The organism is Paenibacillus sp. F411 (genome assembly GCF_017582705.1).
Lineage (GTDB): Bacteria > Bacillota > Bacilli > Paenibacillales > Paenibacillaceae > Paenibacillus_AQ > Paenibacillus_AQ algicola.
Window position 1 is genome coordinate 125,326 of record NZ_JAGFIP010000007.1, and the last position, 15,317, is coordinate 140,642.

Sequence of the window (15,317 nt, forward strand, 5' to 3'; positions counted from 1 at the left end):
TGTGACTCAAACCATCTACATCAACGGCCGTTTTCTAACTCACCCCGTGACGGGAGTTCAGCGTTACGGACTGGAGCTCATTCAAGCCCTGGATGATCTGTCCTCTCGCAAGGCAAAAGGCTTTGAGAATTATGAGTTTATTGTTTTGACTCCTAAAGTGGAGCTGCCGGCATTAAACCTGTCCGTCATTCGGATCAAGCAGGTGGGGGCGCTCAAAGGGCATCTGTGGGAGCAGCTGGAGCTGCCCGTGCATGCCTTCCGTCATCTGCTGCTTAATCCGTGCAACACCGCACCTTTGTTCAAAAGAAAGCAGGCGGTCACCTTGCATGACGCTGCTGTGTATGCCGTACCGGACACGTATTCCCGCTTGTTCCGTCTTTGGTACAAGATCATGTTTCCGGCTTTAGGGCTTCTGTCCCAGCAGATCTTAACCTGTTCCACCTTCTCCAAGGATCAGCTGATTCGCTATTGCGGGATCCCTTCGAGCAAGATGAGGGTCATTCCGCACGGCCGGGAGCATGTGCTGCGAGCCGCTGCTGATCACGAGGTACTGAAGAAGCATGGGCTGGACAAGCCCTTTGTGCTAGCTGTCAGCAGCATGAGCCCAAACAAAAATTTCGGCTCTATTGTCAAAGCCATTCAGCATTTGAATGTGGAGAATGTGGATTTCGTCATCGCCGGCGGGAGTAACCCGAAGCTGTTTCAGGAGCAAGGAGAGCTGCCCGACAGCGTGAAATACCTCGGCTATGTCGAAGAGGAGGAGCTCAGGGCGCTTTATGAGCATGCCGCCTGCTTCGTATTTCCTTCCTTCTACGAAGGCTTTGGCTTTCCGCCACTGGAAGCCATGACCTGCGGCTGTCCGGTCATCGCATCACACACGGCCTCGATTCCGGAAGTGTGCGGAGAGGCTGCGATTTACTGTGATCCTTATGACTGGAGGGATATAGCGAGCAAGATTCAAAGGGTGCTGGAGGATCCCGATTTGCAGGATCAGATGAGAGCCAGAGGGTTCGAGCAGTCCAGCAAGTTCTCTTGGGAACGCTGTGCCACAGAAACGTTCGCGGCCATCACGGCCGATCCCCGGACCCATGAAATCCCTATCAACAATGCCAGCCGAAGTGAAACCGGATAGGAAAGGAGGAGTGTCACGTGAATATCATGTTCGCTAGTCATACTTATATGGGCGGAGACTTCGTGGTTGGCTCCCATCATCTCGCCCGGGAAATGAACAAATTAGGACATCGCGTCATGCATGTCAGCACACCGCTCAGTCCCTTCCATGCCCTGAAATGGAACAATCGTGATATACAGAACCGCTTCAGGCTGTGGAGAGGACGTGCCCGGAGCTTGGAGGAAGGGCCTGTGAACGCGGTGCCGATGTCCTTGCTTCCTTGGGAGATCGCAGGTCCTTTTTACAAAAAAACAAAACGGAACTGGATGCTTCCCTCCCTGCGCGGCTTGATGAAGCAGCACGGGATGGAAAATATTGATCTGCTGCTTATGGATCAGCCGCGATTCGTCGGGCTGGACCAGCTGCTGCAGCCGAAAAGAACGGTATACCGGCCAACGGATATTTACAGCAAAATGACTGGCGATCCCGTTGTGGCCCAAGCAGAGGCGGAGCTGTTAGGCCGCGTATCTGCGCTGGTATCCACTTCCGCGCCAGTCCATCACGAGCTGATTGCCTATAATCCCCAGCTTCCTTCCATGATTCTGGAGAATGGCGTGGAGTATGAGCATTTCTCCACCCCGGCGGACGAACCGGAGGAGCTGAAGTCTATTGCGGGTCCACGCGCGATTTATGTGGGAGCGATTGATGAACGATTGGATGTGGAAGGTCTTGCAAGACTGGCACAGAATAAGCCGCACATCAGCTTCGTCATTGTCGGCCCCTGTCCGGAAGCAGCGGCCCGTACATTTCAAGGATTAACTAATGTGCATCTCCTCGGGGCCAAGCCTTACTCGCGAATCCCGGCCTTCCTGCAGCACTCAGATGTGGCGCTGCTGCCGCTCAGTCACCATCCGGCGAACGCCGGCCGAAGTCCGATGAAGCTGTACGAGTATATGGCAGCAGGTCTCCCGGCAGTCGTGACGAAGACGCCAGAGCTGTCGCGCAGAGATGAACAGCATCTGTATTTCTATCATGACTTGGATGATATGGCTGCCCAGCTTGAGAGGGCGTTAAGTGAGAGAAGCTCCAGGGAAGAGGTTCAGCGACGTGCGGCTTCTCAGGCCTGGCATTCCAAAGCAGCGCAGCTGCTTGCTTTTATCGACAACCTATAACAGTAACGAGGAGTAGTGACTTGCATGTCTTTAAAGGCTAAAGGGATTCATGCCATGAAATGGTCCAGCCTCGGTACGGTGGTGTCGATTATCGTGCAGCTGCTGCAGCTGATCATGGTGTCCCATTTGCTCTCGCCGAAGGATTATGGACTCATGGGAATGATTATGGTGATTGTCGCTGCCGCCGTAAATTTAACGGACATGGGCATCTCCAATGCCATTATTCACCGGCAGGATGTCACCCGGAATCATCTGTCCAGCCTGTATCTTTTGAATCTGGGCATGAGTGCTCTTATTTCCTTGCTCATCTGGTTATCTGCCCCTTATGTGGCTGCCTTCTACGAGGAACCGGCGCTCATCAATCCGATAAGGTGGATGTCGCTGCTCTGCCTCATTCCGGCCTTTGGCCAGCAGTTTGAGGTGCTGTGCCGCAAGGAGCTGGAGTTTGACAACATTTCAAAAATTCAGATCGCGGCTTACGTAGGCGGGTTTATCATTGCCCTGGCCGGTGCCTATTTCGGATTTGGCGTATATGCGCTGGTCGGCTCCTATTTAGGCAATGCATTGATTAAATCGGTTGGACTTCTGTTACTGGGCTGGCGCCGATGGACGCCAAGACTGCATTTTGCGAGAAAAGATTTGAAGGGCTATCTCCGGTTTGGTGTCTATCAAATGTTCTCCAATCTGCTGCAGTCCCTGATCTACAATCTGGATTATATGATCATCGGACGGATGTTCGGAGCCCAGACCCTGGGATATTACAGCTTTGCGTTTCAACTATGCAATATGCCCATTCAGAAGCTGTCGCCGCTAATTAACACCGTCAGCCTGCCGATCTTTGCCAAGATGCAGATGCAGCAGGAGCTGCTTCGAAACGGATATGTGAAGGTCATGAGCTATGTCAGCTACTTGAATGCGCCGATCTATATGGGGATTCTGGTCACCGCTCCCGCTCTCGTTCCTTTCGTGTTCGGAGAGCAATGGATTCCAAGTGTCCTTATTATTCAGATTCTGTCGGCGACACTCCTGGTACGCACATTGACGCTGCCGGTGCAGCCGCTCCTTCAGTCTAAGGGCCGCACCGATGTCTATTTTCAGTTCACCCTGATCAGCATGGTCATTCAGGCACCGGGCCTGTTCATCGGAGCGTATCTGGGCGGTGTAATTGGCGTGGCTGTCGCTTATTTACTCGTTCAAACCGCCCTGGTCGTGGTGCAGTACCTGTTCGCTGTCAAGCGAATGCTGGGACCGTGCGGAGCCGACTATGTCAAAAGCATGCTGCCCGGATTAAGCTTTGGAGCCGTTATGGTGGCCGGGGTACTGCTGCTCAACCGACTAGCAGATTGGCTTTTTGCAAGTGAGGTTCATTTCATCATCCAGGTGGCTTGTGGAGTGCTCTTCTACGGTGCCTCCATTCTCCTATTTAATCCCGGCCTGATCGCCAGTGCGCGGCAAATCATTCATCGCAAGAGTATTCCATAACCCCAGAGGAGGGCTTTTCAATGACAAAGGTAACGAAAGCAATCATTCCCGCTGCAGGACTAGGAACCCGTTTTTTACCGGCCACCAAAGCAATGCCCAAGGAAATGCTGCCGATCGTGGACAAGCCAACGATTCAGTATATCGTCGAGGAAGCCATCTCTTCAGGGATTGAGGATATTATTATCGTGACAGGACGGAGTAAGCGGGCGATTGAGGATCATTTTGACAAAAATATCGAGCTGGAGGCTGATCTGGAGGAGAAGAACAAGGATGAGCTTCTGGAAATTGTCCGCAGCGTCTCCAATCTGGTAGAAATCCATTGTGTTCGTCAGAAAGAGCCGCTCGGTCTGGGACATGCCATCTGGTGTGCGCGTAAATTTATTAACTACGAGCCCTTTGCTGTACTGCTAGGGGATATGATTATCGACCATGAGGTGCCTTGCCTGAAGCAGATGATCGATGTCTATGACCAGCACGAGTCCAGCATCGTCGCGGTAGAGAGTGTGCCCTGGAAGGATGTGAGCAGCTATGGCGTCATTGAAGGGGAAGCTGTGAATGGTAAAATGCAGCGGATCACAAACCTGGTCGAAAAACCAAAGGTGAACCCTCCCTCCAACCTGGCCATGATCGGCAGATATATTCTCCATCCGGAAATTATGGATCTCCTGGAGCATCAGGAGGCCGGTGTAGGCGGCGAAATTCAGCTGACAGACGCATTGAAGGCGCTGGCGCAGCAGCAGGAGATGTATAGCTTCTGTTACGAAGGCAAGCTGTATGATGTTGGCAGCAAGCTCGGATATTTGAAGGCCAATATTGACTTCGCGCTGAAGCGGGACGGAATCGGACTGCCGCTCAAAAATTACTTGCTGGAAACCATTGTTGAATCAGAGCAGTCCAAGGTAGAGGCGCAGAGCAGTCTGAAGATCGTATGATGGATCATACTTACACGATGGAGGGATGGAAATGAAATTAGTATTGCTGTCCGGAGGCTCCGGTAAACGGCTGTGGCCATTGTCGAACGATGCCAGATCCAAGCAATTCCTGAAGGTGCTGGAGAATGAAGACCTGGAAATGGAGTCCATGGTCCAGCGAGTCTGGGGACAAATCAAGGCGGCCGGCCTGGATCAATCGACGCTGATTGCTACCAGCAGCAAGCAGGTGGAAATTTTGCAGAATCAGCTTGGTCCGGTGCCCATTATCGCTGAGCCGGAACGCCGAGATACGTTTCCGGCGATTGCCCTGGCAGCCTCTTATCTGTATTCCTTGAAAGGGGTATCGCTGGACGAAACGGTATGCATATTGCCGGTGGACCCTTATGTGGAGGACCATTTTTTCGAGAAAATCAAAGAGCTGGAACAGGTGCTGGAGAATACTGATGCCGGGATTGCCCTCATGGGCGTGACTCCGACCTATCCGTCCTCGAAATACGGCTATATTATTCCTGAGAAGACCTCCACGGCCAATGGTGTCATGCGCGCAGCAGGCTTTACAGAGAAGCCGACAGAGGAGAGAGCGGAGGAGCTGATGGCGGAGCAGGCGCTCTGGAATTGCGGCGTGTTTGCTTTCAAGCTCGGCTATATGATTGACAAGCTGTTTCAATCCAAGATTCCGGTTCAATATGAGGAGCTGAATAAGAAATACAGCCAGCTGCCGAAGATCAGCTTCGATTATGAGGTGGTGGAGAAAGAGAAGCATATTGCTGTGCTGCCTTATGAAGGCTGCTGGAAGGATCTTGGCACCTGGAACACGCTGACGGAAAATATGGGCGTCCAGCAGATCGGAGAAGGAAGAATCAGTGAGGACTGCGACAACACGCATCTAATCAATGAGCTGGATATTCCGGTGACTGTTATTGGCCTCTCCAATGCTGTGGTTGCGGTAAGCCCGGACGGCATTCTAGTGTCTGACAAAAGCGCAAGCCCGCGCGTCAAGGATATGGTAGCGCCGGATCAGCAGCCGATGTATGAAGAGCGAAGCTGGGGCTGGTACCGGGTGCTGGATTATACGAAATATGAGCAGGAGGAGGAGGTCCTCACCCGGCGCATTTGTCTCTGGGAAGGGAAGTGCCTGAGCTATCAGAAGCACTGCCAGCGGAGCACCACACTGAACATTGTTAGCGGAGAAGGTGTGCTGGTCTTCAATGATGAGGTGTTTGACATCAAGAGCGGCGATGTCTTTACGATCCCTTCTCACGTCTATTATGGAATTAAGGCGGATAGTGATGTGGAGTTTATCGAGGTCCAGAAGGGCTCCGTGCTGCAGGAGGATGATATTATCGAGATGTATAGCACCTGGGAGGAAGTTGAAGCGCACTGCTCTGCCAGGAAGATTCCCTCATGAAGCGCTGGAAGAAGCTGATTCTCATAATCAGTGCAATTATATTGATAGGAGGCTGTGTATACAGCCTCTATTTATATCAAGCTGTAAAGGGCACCATGAGTGCGATCTATGAGCCGCTGGATTTGGAAACGCCGGTAACCTCCAGTCCCTCTGTAATGGAATCGGTGACGACAGTGCCGCCATCCCAGCCTTCCATGCCTGCTGCGCAGAACAACAGGACTGCTGCAGAGGTGCAGCCTGCTGCTGAAGCCGCCGGATCTGTCCGGCAGGGCCCGCCAGAGCTCAGCAAGAGAGACCCCTTTACGCTGGCCATTCTCGGCGTGGATGAGCGGGAGAATGATGTGGGACGATCAGATGTGATCGTGGTGCTGGCCGTGAATCCGGATAAGCACTCCGTGAAGATGATTCATATTCCCAGGGATACTCGTACCGAGATCGTGGGCCGTGGCACCGTGGATAAAATCAATCATGCCTACGCCTTTGGCGGTGTCTCTATGTCAATCCGAAGCATTGAGCAGTTTCTGGATGTTCCTATGGATTACTATGTGAAAGTGAATATGGAGGGCTTTGCACAAATCATTGATCTTCTGGGCGGCATTGTGGTGGACAATCCCTTTGCCTTCTCCATAGATGGTGTGGATTATCCGGCAGGCACGCTGTCTTTAAACGGTGAGGAGGCGCTGCTATTCTCAAGAATGCGTTACGGTGATCCCCGCGGTGATCTCGGTCGGAATGCCAGACAGCAACAGGTTCTCGCCGCCATTATGGATCAGGCCAAGCGGCTGTCGAGCGTGACTAAAGTGACAGACATTTTGGAAGAAGTGAAGGTCAGCACCAAAACGAATGTAACCCTGGAGGATATAAAGTGGTTGTTTACTGAATACAGGCCTGATCTCGACACCATTGAGAGGGACGAAATCCAGGGGGATGGAGCCATCATAAACAATATCTACTATTATATAGTGAGTCCGGGAGAACGACAGCGAATAACGACTTCAATTTTGCAGCAGCTGGAATCTTCAAGCTGAAGTCTTGGCATGAGAGGAAGGAGAAGCATATGGCCGTAAATTTATTTTTTGTCCCCCATCAGGATGATGAAGCCCTGACGTTTGGTGCGGGCATCCGCAATCATCTGGATCAGCATGATGAATGTCACGTCATTTTATATACAGATGGAGCGTCCTCCGGCGTTAGAAGGCAGCTGAACGGGGAAGAGAAGAGCTCGCTGCTCAAGAAAAAGCTTGACCCCCATAACGAAGGCTATGCGATACTCGATGAAGCTGCCTTTTCCGTCTGCCGAAATGTCGAATTTGAGCGCTCCTGCAAAGCGCTGGGTCTTCCGCTGGAGTGGATTCACTATTCCTCCTATCTGATGCAGGACGGGACTACCACCGTGGAAGGCTGCAAGCAGGTCATCATGGAGTTTCTGGATCGTTATCCGCAGGCCAGAGTAAAGACCTTCACGTATGCCGGTGGAAATCACCGGGATCACGCCAATATGGGCTTGGCGGCTCAAGGCCTGTATGAGCAGGGCGTGATTCAGGATCTGAGGTTCTATGTGGAGCCTTACAATCTAAGAAAAGCTTTAAAGGAAAAGGGCAGGCGTCACATTTTGAAAGAAACGACGGTGAAGAGCAGTCACCTGGTTGTAGCTTCCCTGAAGGAATATACGATATGGGAGCCTACTGAGGGACGCTTTGCCATTGGCTATCATTCGGTCAAGAAGTGTATTGACACCGTTATGAAAAAACCGGTCTCCTATTATCACAAGCCCTGAGCACAAGCTCGGGGCTATTTGCAATTACCAATAACTACACAGTGCGTCCTCTTTCATTTCTTTGATATGGTAGTAGGATCAGAGTGATGAACATAGAAGAGAGGCGTTTCTATTTGAAAAAGATCATGATGCTTCTGCTGGCAGGGATGCTTCTATTTACGAGTGTGGTCCACGAAGCTGCTGCATCTGTAAAATTTACAGATCTGGAAGGGAGCTATGCCCAAGCTGATATACACAGCCTGGCTGCAAGGGGCATAGTGTCGGGGGATGGCCACGGCCATTTTTTTCCGAAAAAGCCGGTTACAAGGGCTGAGTTTACGGCCATGCTGGTCCGGCTGTTAGCATTGGAGCCGGTCTACAGCAGCATCCGTGCCTTTGATGATGTAACCCCTCAGTCCTGGTCATATGGATGGATTCATGCTGCTGTTAACCTGTCCATGGTGAAGGGCAAGGAAGAGCGGAGATTTGATCCTACCAGCTGGATTACACGGGAAGAGGCTGCCGCACTTGCGGCAAGAGCGATGAAGCAGCCCTCAGATCCGGCAGCCGGGCAAGGCAATCTGACTCGCCGCTATAAGGATATGGACGACATCTCCGGCTGGGCCCGGGAAGAGGTGAACACCGTTACGTCCTTGGGCTGGATGCAGGGCAGTCAAGGCTATTTCCGGCCAGGGGCTGCAATCACACGGCAAGAGGCTGTCATGCTGCTGAGCAATATCCTTCAATCCGGGAGCGTGAAGAGAGCACTGGATTCATATGGTCAGACTGCAGCTTCCGGCATCTCCATGGGCTGGTTTTATCAGGGTACGGCTGCACAATATATGGCCTACGCAGAGCGGGCAGGGCTGAATACGGTGTCCCCGAGATGGTACTTTCTCAATGAGGACGGATCGGTTTCCAATCATACGAATGATCAGATTCTGCAGTGGAGCCGCCAAAACCGTGTGGCCGTGTGGGCAATGCTGGGGAATCGGTTTAACAAAGAGTCCACCCACCGAATGCTTCAAGATGCTGCTCAGCGCAAAAGTGTCATTCAATCTGTTGCCGGATATGTGTCGCGGTACCAGCTCGCCGGCATTAATCTGGATTTTGAGAATGTATCTCCGCAGGATCGGGAGCTGATGACCCTGTTCGTGTCGGAGCTGTCGGCTGCGCTGCATCCAATAGGAGCCGTCTTGTCGGTGGATGTCTCTCCCGATCTCGGCACGGACTGGACAGCAGCCTTTGATATGGAGGCTATTGGCTATGCCGCCGATTATACCGTCCTTATGGCTTATGAAGAGCACTGGAGCGGTTCTCAGAAGGCGGGATCCGTTGCCTCTCTTCCCTGGGTTACCTCTGCGGTAGATCAGTTATTAACGCAGATGCCAGCTTCTAAGATTATTCTTGCGCTGCCGCTATATACAAGGGCCTGGAATAGAAGTGACCCGGCTTTATCACGGGATATTACGTTAACCGAGCAGCAGCAGCTGTCGGCGCTCCCTTCTGCACGTCTGCGCTGGGACGCCCTTGCCGGGCAGTATATCGCTGACTACACCCAGAAGGGTACCGCCTACAGCATATGGACGGAAGAAGAAAGATCTCTTACGCTCAAGCATCTTCTTGCAGCAGATCGAGGACTCGCGGGAATCGCTTATTGGTACTCCGGTGCTGAAAATAAAGAGCTATGGAGCGCCGTCCGAAATGCGCGGAAATATCAGAGCTATGATTTCAAGTTCTAATGTAACAACTGTTTATTAGCAGGAAAATATTACAACTTGCCAAGCAGATAGTAATCATGATACATTAATGTCTCAGGTTCATTACATCTGTTATGGCGGTCGTGGCGAAGGGGTTAACGCACCGGTCTGTGGCTCCGGCATTCGTGGGTTCAAGTCCCATCGATCGCCCTTTAAAGTGGAAATGGAGAGCGGAAGCTCTCCATTTTGCTATACTCATTTCCTGATGATAAGGGGATAACCATCATGGTTTCAGCATTAATTGGAAGCTTTATCTCGGCGATGGCTACGGTTCTAGGAGCCATTCCGCTTCTGTTTGTCCGGACACTTTCGGAGAAATGGAAGGATGTGCTGGTCGCCTTTACAGCGGGAATTATGGTTTCGGCGTCCACGTTTGGCCTGATGCCTCAGGCATTGGATGAAGGCGGGATGATCTCCCTGACCCTGGGCCTGCTGGCAGGTATTTTTGTGCTGGATCTGATCAGTGAGAAAATACCGAATCCGGAGACTGCCAGTTCAAAGCGCTGGGCAGAATTTGATCCCTCATCGTTACTGGTCATCATTGCATTATTTATTCATAACATTCCGGAAGGGCTGAGCACAGGCTTCAGCTATGCCAGTGAGAATGAAGGCCTGGGGTTAATGGTAGCCATTTCCATTGGGGCTCAGAATATGCCGGAGGGCCTGATTCTCGCCGTGTTCCTGATTAACAGTCAGGTGAGCCGTATGCGGGCGCTTCTGATCGTATTTATGACCGGGATTATGGAGCTGATCTCTGCGGTTGCCGGCTACTTTGCTGCGAGCTATATCGACTGGATGATCGGGTATGGTCTGGCCTTTGCTGCCGGAGCCATGATGTTTATTGTGTATAAAGAGCTGATTCCAGAGAGTCACGGACACGGCTATGAGCGGCCCTCGACGTACTCTTTTATCGCGGGCCTGCTGGTAATGGTGTACATCAGCTTCTTTTTTGGCTAAGGACAACGGTTCTTAAGAAATGGAGAGGATTGACATGGCTGCAAAGCATAACAGAAGGCGGACAGAAGCCGCCCCGAATAGAAATGAAGATAAGCCCGCAACCTTGAAGGATTTACTGAATCCGGAACTGCTGGAGCAATTAAAGAAGACCTCCGCCGAGCTCAAGGCGTCGGAAGCGCAGCAGCGGGAGCAGGAGCGTCTGGAGCGCGAAGCGGCAAAGAAGGCGGAGCAGAAGCGCCTGGACAATGATTTTGAGCATTTGCTCAATAACAGCAAGATGGATTGGCATAAATATAAATAGGCGGGCGGCTCTTTAGAGCCGTCCTTTTTCATGCTCATATGTTTGTTATCATATATAAAGCATGTTACAATTAGTAAGTTATAAATGCAGAAACAGTTATGGAGGGGTGCAATATGAAAATTGAAGTATGGTCGGACGTGGTATGTCCTTTTTGTTATATTGGCAAGCGTCATCTGGAGAAGGCACTAGAGAATTTTCCTGGCAGAGAACAGGTGGAGGTTGTATTCCGCAGCTTTGAGCTGAGCCCGGGTGCGTCCTTTGAGCCTGGCGTGTCCATGACCGAGCTGCTGGCAGCGAAATATGGCATGACCCTGCAGCAGGCGGAGGACGCGAATCGGAGTGTGACGGAGCAAGCGGCACGTGCAGGCTTGACTTACCATCTGGACCGCGTTATTCCTGCGAATACGTTTAATGCGCACCGTCTGGCGCAATATGCGGACAAGGAAGGCAAGCTGGACGAGATGACAGAGGTGCTGTTCAAGGCATACTTCACCGATTTGAAGGATCTGAACGATGCAGAGCAGCTTGCAGACCTTGCCGTACAGGCCGGCTTGAATCGGGATCAAGCAGTCTCTGTGCTGGAAAGTGAGGAGTTCTCCTCCGAAGTGCTCGCAGATGAGCAGGCGGCTCGTGAAATCGGCGTCCGCGGAGTTCCGTTCTTCGTACTGGACCATAAGTTCGCTGTATCCGGCGCACAGCCGGTCGAGGTGTTCACTCAGGCACTGCAGAAGGCGGCGGCTGAAGCGTCTCCACTGGTGTTTGTTGAGGATGCCAACGCGGCTCCAGGCGGCAGCTGCAATGATGATGCCTGCTCCTGATTGAATCACGGCTGGCTTCCATAAAAAAATGTTGTGAAAACATCTCTAAAATCCGTTACACTATTCTTATTGAAGATTGGTAAGAAGGTGAACCTGCTTTGAATGAGATGGCTGCGGCAGACGGAATCATGTCACTGCTGAGTGAAGAATCCCTTGCCTTATTTTTAGATACCTTTCGGGAGCTTGGACCACTTCCGGGTGTTCTGCTAACCTTTATGAAGTCCTTTGTACCGCCCTTGCCCACGGCTCTGATTGTAGGCTTGAATGCGGCGGTCTATGGGCTCTGGGCCGGATTCCTGTACTCCTGGATCGGGATTGTCAGCGGCTGTGTGCTTACCTTTTATCTCGTGCAGAAAGCCGGCAGCATCCCGCTGATCCGGAAATGGGCAGCCAAGCCCAAGGTACTCAAGGGTCAGGCCTGGATCCAGCGAAACGGCTTCAGCTACGTATTTCTTCTCAGCATTTTACCGATAGGGCCTTTTGTGGCAATTAACATCGCTGCCGGCCTGGGGGGGATGAAAATGGGCTCCTATCTGACAGCATTGATCCCCGGGAAGGGCTTGATGGTGCTGCTCGTTTCCTTGATCGGCGCCAATGTGGAGAGCTTTATCCAGCAGCCGCTGTGGGTTCTGGTGGTGCTGGCTGCGGTGCTGTTCCTGTTATGGGTGAGCAAGAAGGTGGAGGCCATCGTTCTGGGGAAGCAGAAGAGCATGATCGGCTGAGTGAACAGGGTGCTGAAGAAATTCGTTTCAAAACAACGCAAAAAGGTCGAGGACGGCTCCGGTCGGAGCTGCTCTTCGGCCTTTTTGTGTACCTGGCGTTATGCTAAAGTGCTTGAGCTTTCTTCTCTCTGAACATGAAATAGTACATGAACGATGCAGCAATATATAATACGCCGGTGATGCAGAATGTAATAGCATATCCCCAATAGCTTCCGTAGTGGGTCACGAGCGCCGCCTGTACGGGTCCCATCGTTGCCCAGCCCATCATGAAGGCGGTTTGGGTGAAGGAATTTGCAATGCCCCGCCGGTGATCCGGTACACGTTCCACGAGAATAGATGCCTGAATCGGATTGGCTGCGTTCATAAGAGCCTGACGGAATAGAAACCCGATGGCGGCTACGGCGAATATATTGGTGAAGCCTGTGATCAGCAAAAATGGAAGCGACAGCAGCTGAAAGCACAGTACGGAAGTCACAGCTCCTAGTCTTCGGACGAGCCACGGTCCAATGAGCATCGAGAAAATGGTCATGATCTGTCCCAGTGAGATCAGGATGCCAACGGCGGACAACGAAACCTCGAAACGGTTGGTAAAATACAGATTGAGATAAGGAACCACCAGCCCAGAGCCGAGGCCAATGAGGAGCTGGGCAATCGTAAATTGGCCAATAACCTTGAGATCCTGACGATCGCTTTGACGCCTTTGTGCTTCAGTTTGTACGGGCGCAGGAGCTTCCTGCGGTTCTTTCTCAGCCACAGCCGAGACTTCCTGCGTAAACAGCAATGGAAGGAACGCGGCCAGGGCGCTGACGCCGCCGATCATAAGCACGATGCTGAGGCTCGTCACGCGGCTAATGCCGGTGAATTGAAGCAAATCAGCCAGAAACCCGCCGCCCATTCCCCCGAGCACTTGAGCTCCCAGCATGAGAGAAGCATGGTAGCTGAAAATTCTCATTCGTTCGGACTTCTTTGTGTTCTCAGCCAGAAACGGAATGGCGAGCACCTGAAACACAGAGGAAAAGATGCCGGTTACTACCGCTAATCCAAGCAGCCCGGTAGATTGCTCTGTCCAGGCGCGGACGATCAGGCTGATTCCGCTGAGCATAGCTCCAATCACAAGCAGCTGTTTCCGGCTGCCGCGGTCACCCAGAAAACCAATCGGAATAAACATAAGTGCAGTCGCCAAGGATTGGACACTGACAACCGTGCCGTTCATCGCATCGGAATATCCAATATCCCGGATGTACAGATTATACAACACTCCAAACATTCCGGTTCCAATCTGATAAAGAACATTGGCGAGAAAGAACAAGCGAATATTAATGGGAAGATTCATAAAACGTGATGCCGGCCTCTGAAAAATGCGCAAGATGCAACCTCCTACCTGATTCGACAGCTTTATTATTCTATCAGGTTCTTGGAGTTCAAGAAAGTATGAACTAAAAATTATATCTTTTCCGCACGCAGGCCAGTTCATATAAAAAGGCTTCACCGAGGAGAGTCATCGGTGAAGCCTTGCGTAAATCTATGCAATTGCGGCAATCTGATTTAAGAAGTTGTTGAACGCTGGAGAGAATTTCCGGATGCGCTCGATGTGTTCATCACGGAGCTGCCTTGGCTCACGGATGATTGGCTTGATTCGGCATTAGAGAAATACTTACCCTTCAGATCCTGAAACTGGTTCATGAGCTTCTGACGGCTGTCCTTGTTACGCAGCAAGTATGCTGCTCCTGCACCAACGGCGGTCCACAATGCTGTTTTTCTCATATCGTAATTCCTCCTTCATTTCATTTCAATTTTGTATATGCTGTGATTCAACTGCTGTACAAGAAATTACCCGCTCTTCACATGATTAAACAACCATATTTATGAAATCGTTCCCATTTGCGCGCTGGCTTAGCATCATATATTATTTATTCTAATAGAAGACAGTATCTAACAGATGAAAGCGAGTTGTATCATGCCTATGAGATCATTAGCCTGGGTAACCGACAGCACCAGTACCTTAGATCCCAGCTTTATGGAACAAAACCATATTTATATGGTGCCTCTCCGCCTGATTTTGGGCAATCAGGAATTTCGGGAGCAGGTCGATATTTCAGCAGAGCAATTTTATGAGAAAATGCTGAACGAGCCAAAGGTAGGCAGCTCGCAGCCGCCAATCGGCGAATTTATTGAGCTGTATGAATCCCTGAAGGAGCGCTACGATGATATTATAGCTGTGCATTGCTCCGCCGGTCTGAGCGGAACCTTGAATACCTCGATCCAAGCGGCAGAAATTGCTGAGGCAGACGTGATTGCCATTGATTCCAAATTCGGCGCGTTTCCAGTCCGGGAAATGATCCAATCCGGGGTCCAGTGGCATCAGGACGGATGCTCGGCTGAGGAGATCGCAGAGCGCATCCGCAAAATGAGAGAGATGACGAAATTTTATCTCATCCCGTTTAGCCTCCAGCGACTGCATGCGGGCGGGAGAATGTCAGGCACAAAGCTCGTATTCAGCCAGCTGCTAAAGATTCATCTGCTCTTGCGGTTTGATGACGGAAAAGTCATTGTTGACGAGAAGATCCGTACGTACAAAAAAGCACGGCAGCGTATGCTGGATTACCTATCCAATGATATTGCTTCAACAAGCAAGATATGTATTATGCATGCCGGTAATCTGGAGGAGGCGCTGTCCGTACAGCGGGAGCTGAGTGAGCTCTACCCCGAGGTCCCCAGCGAGATTATGACCTTTATTCCTGTAGCGGGAATTTATGCAGGAGAAGGGACCATTGCGCTGTCCTGGATTTTGAAATCTTAATCACACACATCCTAACCGCCTGGGGCTATTGCTCGGGCGGTTTCCCTATACAGCGCGATCATTTGAAATAACTCAATTTTGTAACATAAGTTTCTAAG

The 15,317-nt window shown here is 51.3% G+C and carries 15 protein-coding genes and 1 tRNA gene; 14 read left to right on the forward strand and 2 right to left on the reverse strand.

Annotated elements, in window-relative coordinates; genetic code table 11:
- The first annotated feature begins 1 nt into the window (after nt 1).
- From JJQ72_RS20735 to JJQ72_RS09735, 13 genes are all read left to right on the forward strand, one after another.
- The gene (locus tag JJQ72_RS20735; RefSeq protein WP_208203506.1) at nt 2–1,132 is read left to right on the forward strand and encodes a glycosyltransferase family 4 protein; all 1,131 of its coding nucleotides are present in this window, start codon (nt 2–4) and stop codon (nt 1,130–1,132) included.
- 26 nt (nt 1,133–1,158) lie between these two features.
- Nucleotides 1,159–2,283, forward strand: a complete 1,125-nt coding sequence (locus tag JJQ72_RS09680; RefSeq protein ID WP_243896007.1) for a glycosyltransferase — start codon at nt 1,159–1,161, stop codon at nt 2,281–2,283.
- A gap of 24 nt (nt 2,284–2,307) precedes the next feature.
- A complete protein-coding gene (locus JJQ72_RS09685; protein ID WP_208203508.1) occupies nt 2,308–3,765 on the forward strand; it encodes an MOP flippase family protein in 1,458 nt (485 codons plus the stop codon).
- A gap of 20 nt (nt 3,766–3,785) precedes the next feature.
- A complete protein-coding gene (gene galU / locus JJQ72_RS09690; protein WP_208203509.1) occupies nt 3,786–4,697 on the forward strand; it encodes a UTP--glucose-1-phosphate uridylyltransferase GalU in 912 nt (303 codons plus the stop codon).
- A gap of 31 nt (nt 4,698–4,728) precedes the next feature.
- The gene (locus JJQ72_RS09695; RefSeq protein WP_138225981.1) at nt 4,729–6,105 is read left to right on the forward strand and encodes a sugar phosphate nucleotidyltransferase; all 1,377 of its coding nucleotides are present in this window, start codon (nt 4,729–4,731) and stop codon (nt 6,103–6,105) included.
- Nucleotides 6,102–7,133: an LCP family glycopolymer transferase gene (locus tag JJQ72_RS09700; protein ID WP_208203510.1), complete on the forward strand. Its 1,032-nt coding sequence runs from the start codon at nt 6,102–6,104 to the stop codon at nt 7,131–7,133. Before JJQ72_RS09695 ends, JJQ72_RS09700 begins: the two co-directional genes overlap by 4 nt.
- Nucleotides 7,134–7,162: 29 nt before the next feature.
- Nucleotides 7,163–7,882 carry a PIG-L family deacetylase gene (locus JJQ72_RS09705; protein ID WP_208203511.1) on the forward strand — a complete coding sequence of 240 codons (720 nt, stop codon included), beginning with the start codon at nt 7,163–7,165 and terminating at the stop codon, nt 7,880–7,882.
- A gap of 113 nt (nt 7,883–7,995) precedes the next feature.
- Nucleotides 7,996–9,603 carry an S-layer homology domain-containing protein gene (locus JJQ72_RS09710; protein WP_243895994.1) on the forward strand — a complete coding sequence of 536 codons (1,608 nt, stop codon included), beginning with the start codon at nt 7,996–7,998 and terminating at the stop codon, nt 9,601–9,603.
- A gap of 95 nt (nt 9,604–9,698) precedes the next feature.
- Nucleotides 9,699–9,771, forward strand: a tRNA-His gene (locus JJQ72_RS09715).
- Between the two features lie 75 nt (nt 9,772–9,846).
- Entirely contained in the window at nt 9,847–10,578 is a 732-nt protein-coding gene (locus JJQ72_RS09720; protein WP_138225977.1) for a ZIP family metal transporter, read from the forward strand.
- Between the two features lie 34 nt (nt 10,579–10,612).
- The gene (locus JJQ72_RS09725; RefSeq protein ID WP_138225976.1) at nt 10,613–10,879 is read left to right on the forward strand and encodes a YqkE family protein; all 267 of its coding nucleotides are present in this window, start codon (nt 10,613–10,615) and stop codon (nt 10,877–10,879) included.
- Nucleotides 10,880–10,992: 113 nt separating this feature from the next.
- Nucleotides 10,993–11,697, forward strand: a complete 705-nt coding sequence (locus tag JJQ72_RS09730) for a DsbA family oxidoreductase (RefSeq protein WP_138225975.1) — start codon at nt 10,993–10,995, stop codon at nt 11,695–11,697.
- A gap of 107 nt (nt 11,698–11,804) precedes the next feature.
- Complete coding sequence (locus JJQ72_RS09735; protein ID WP_138227768.1) at nt 11,805–12,419, forward strand: TVP38/TMEM64 family protein; 615 nt, start codon at nt 11,805–11,807, stop codon at nt 12,417–12,419.
- Between the two features lie 103 nt (nt 12,420–12,522).
- Here the strand turns inward: JJQ72_RS09735 and JJQ72_RS09740 are convergent, their stop codons facing one another.
- Both JJQ72_RS09740 and JJQ72_RS09745 read right to left on the reverse strand, forming a co-directional pair.
- Complete coding sequence (locus tag JJQ72_RS09740) at nt 12,523–13,785, reverse strand: MFS transporter (protein ID WP_407669118.1); 1,263 nt, start codon at nt 13,783–13,785, stop codon at nt 12,523–12,525.
- 179 nt (nt 13,786–13,964) lie between these two features.
- Entirely contained in the window at nt 13,965–14,183 is a 219-nt protein-coding gene (locus JJQ72_RS09745; protein ID WP_138225974.1) for a hypothetical protein, read from the reverse strand.
- 193 nt (nt 14,184–14,376) lie between these two features.
- On the opposite strand from JJQ72_RS09745, the gene JJQ72_RS09750 reads away from it, so the two are divergent.
- The gene (locus JJQ72_RS09750; protein ID WP_347880735.1) at nt 14,377–15,219 is read left to right on the forward strand and encodes a DegV family protein; all 843 of its coding nucleotides are present in this window, start codon (nt 14,377–14,379) and stop codon (nt 15,217–15,219) included.
- The last annotated feature ends 98 nt before the right edge of the window (nt 15,220–15,317 follow it).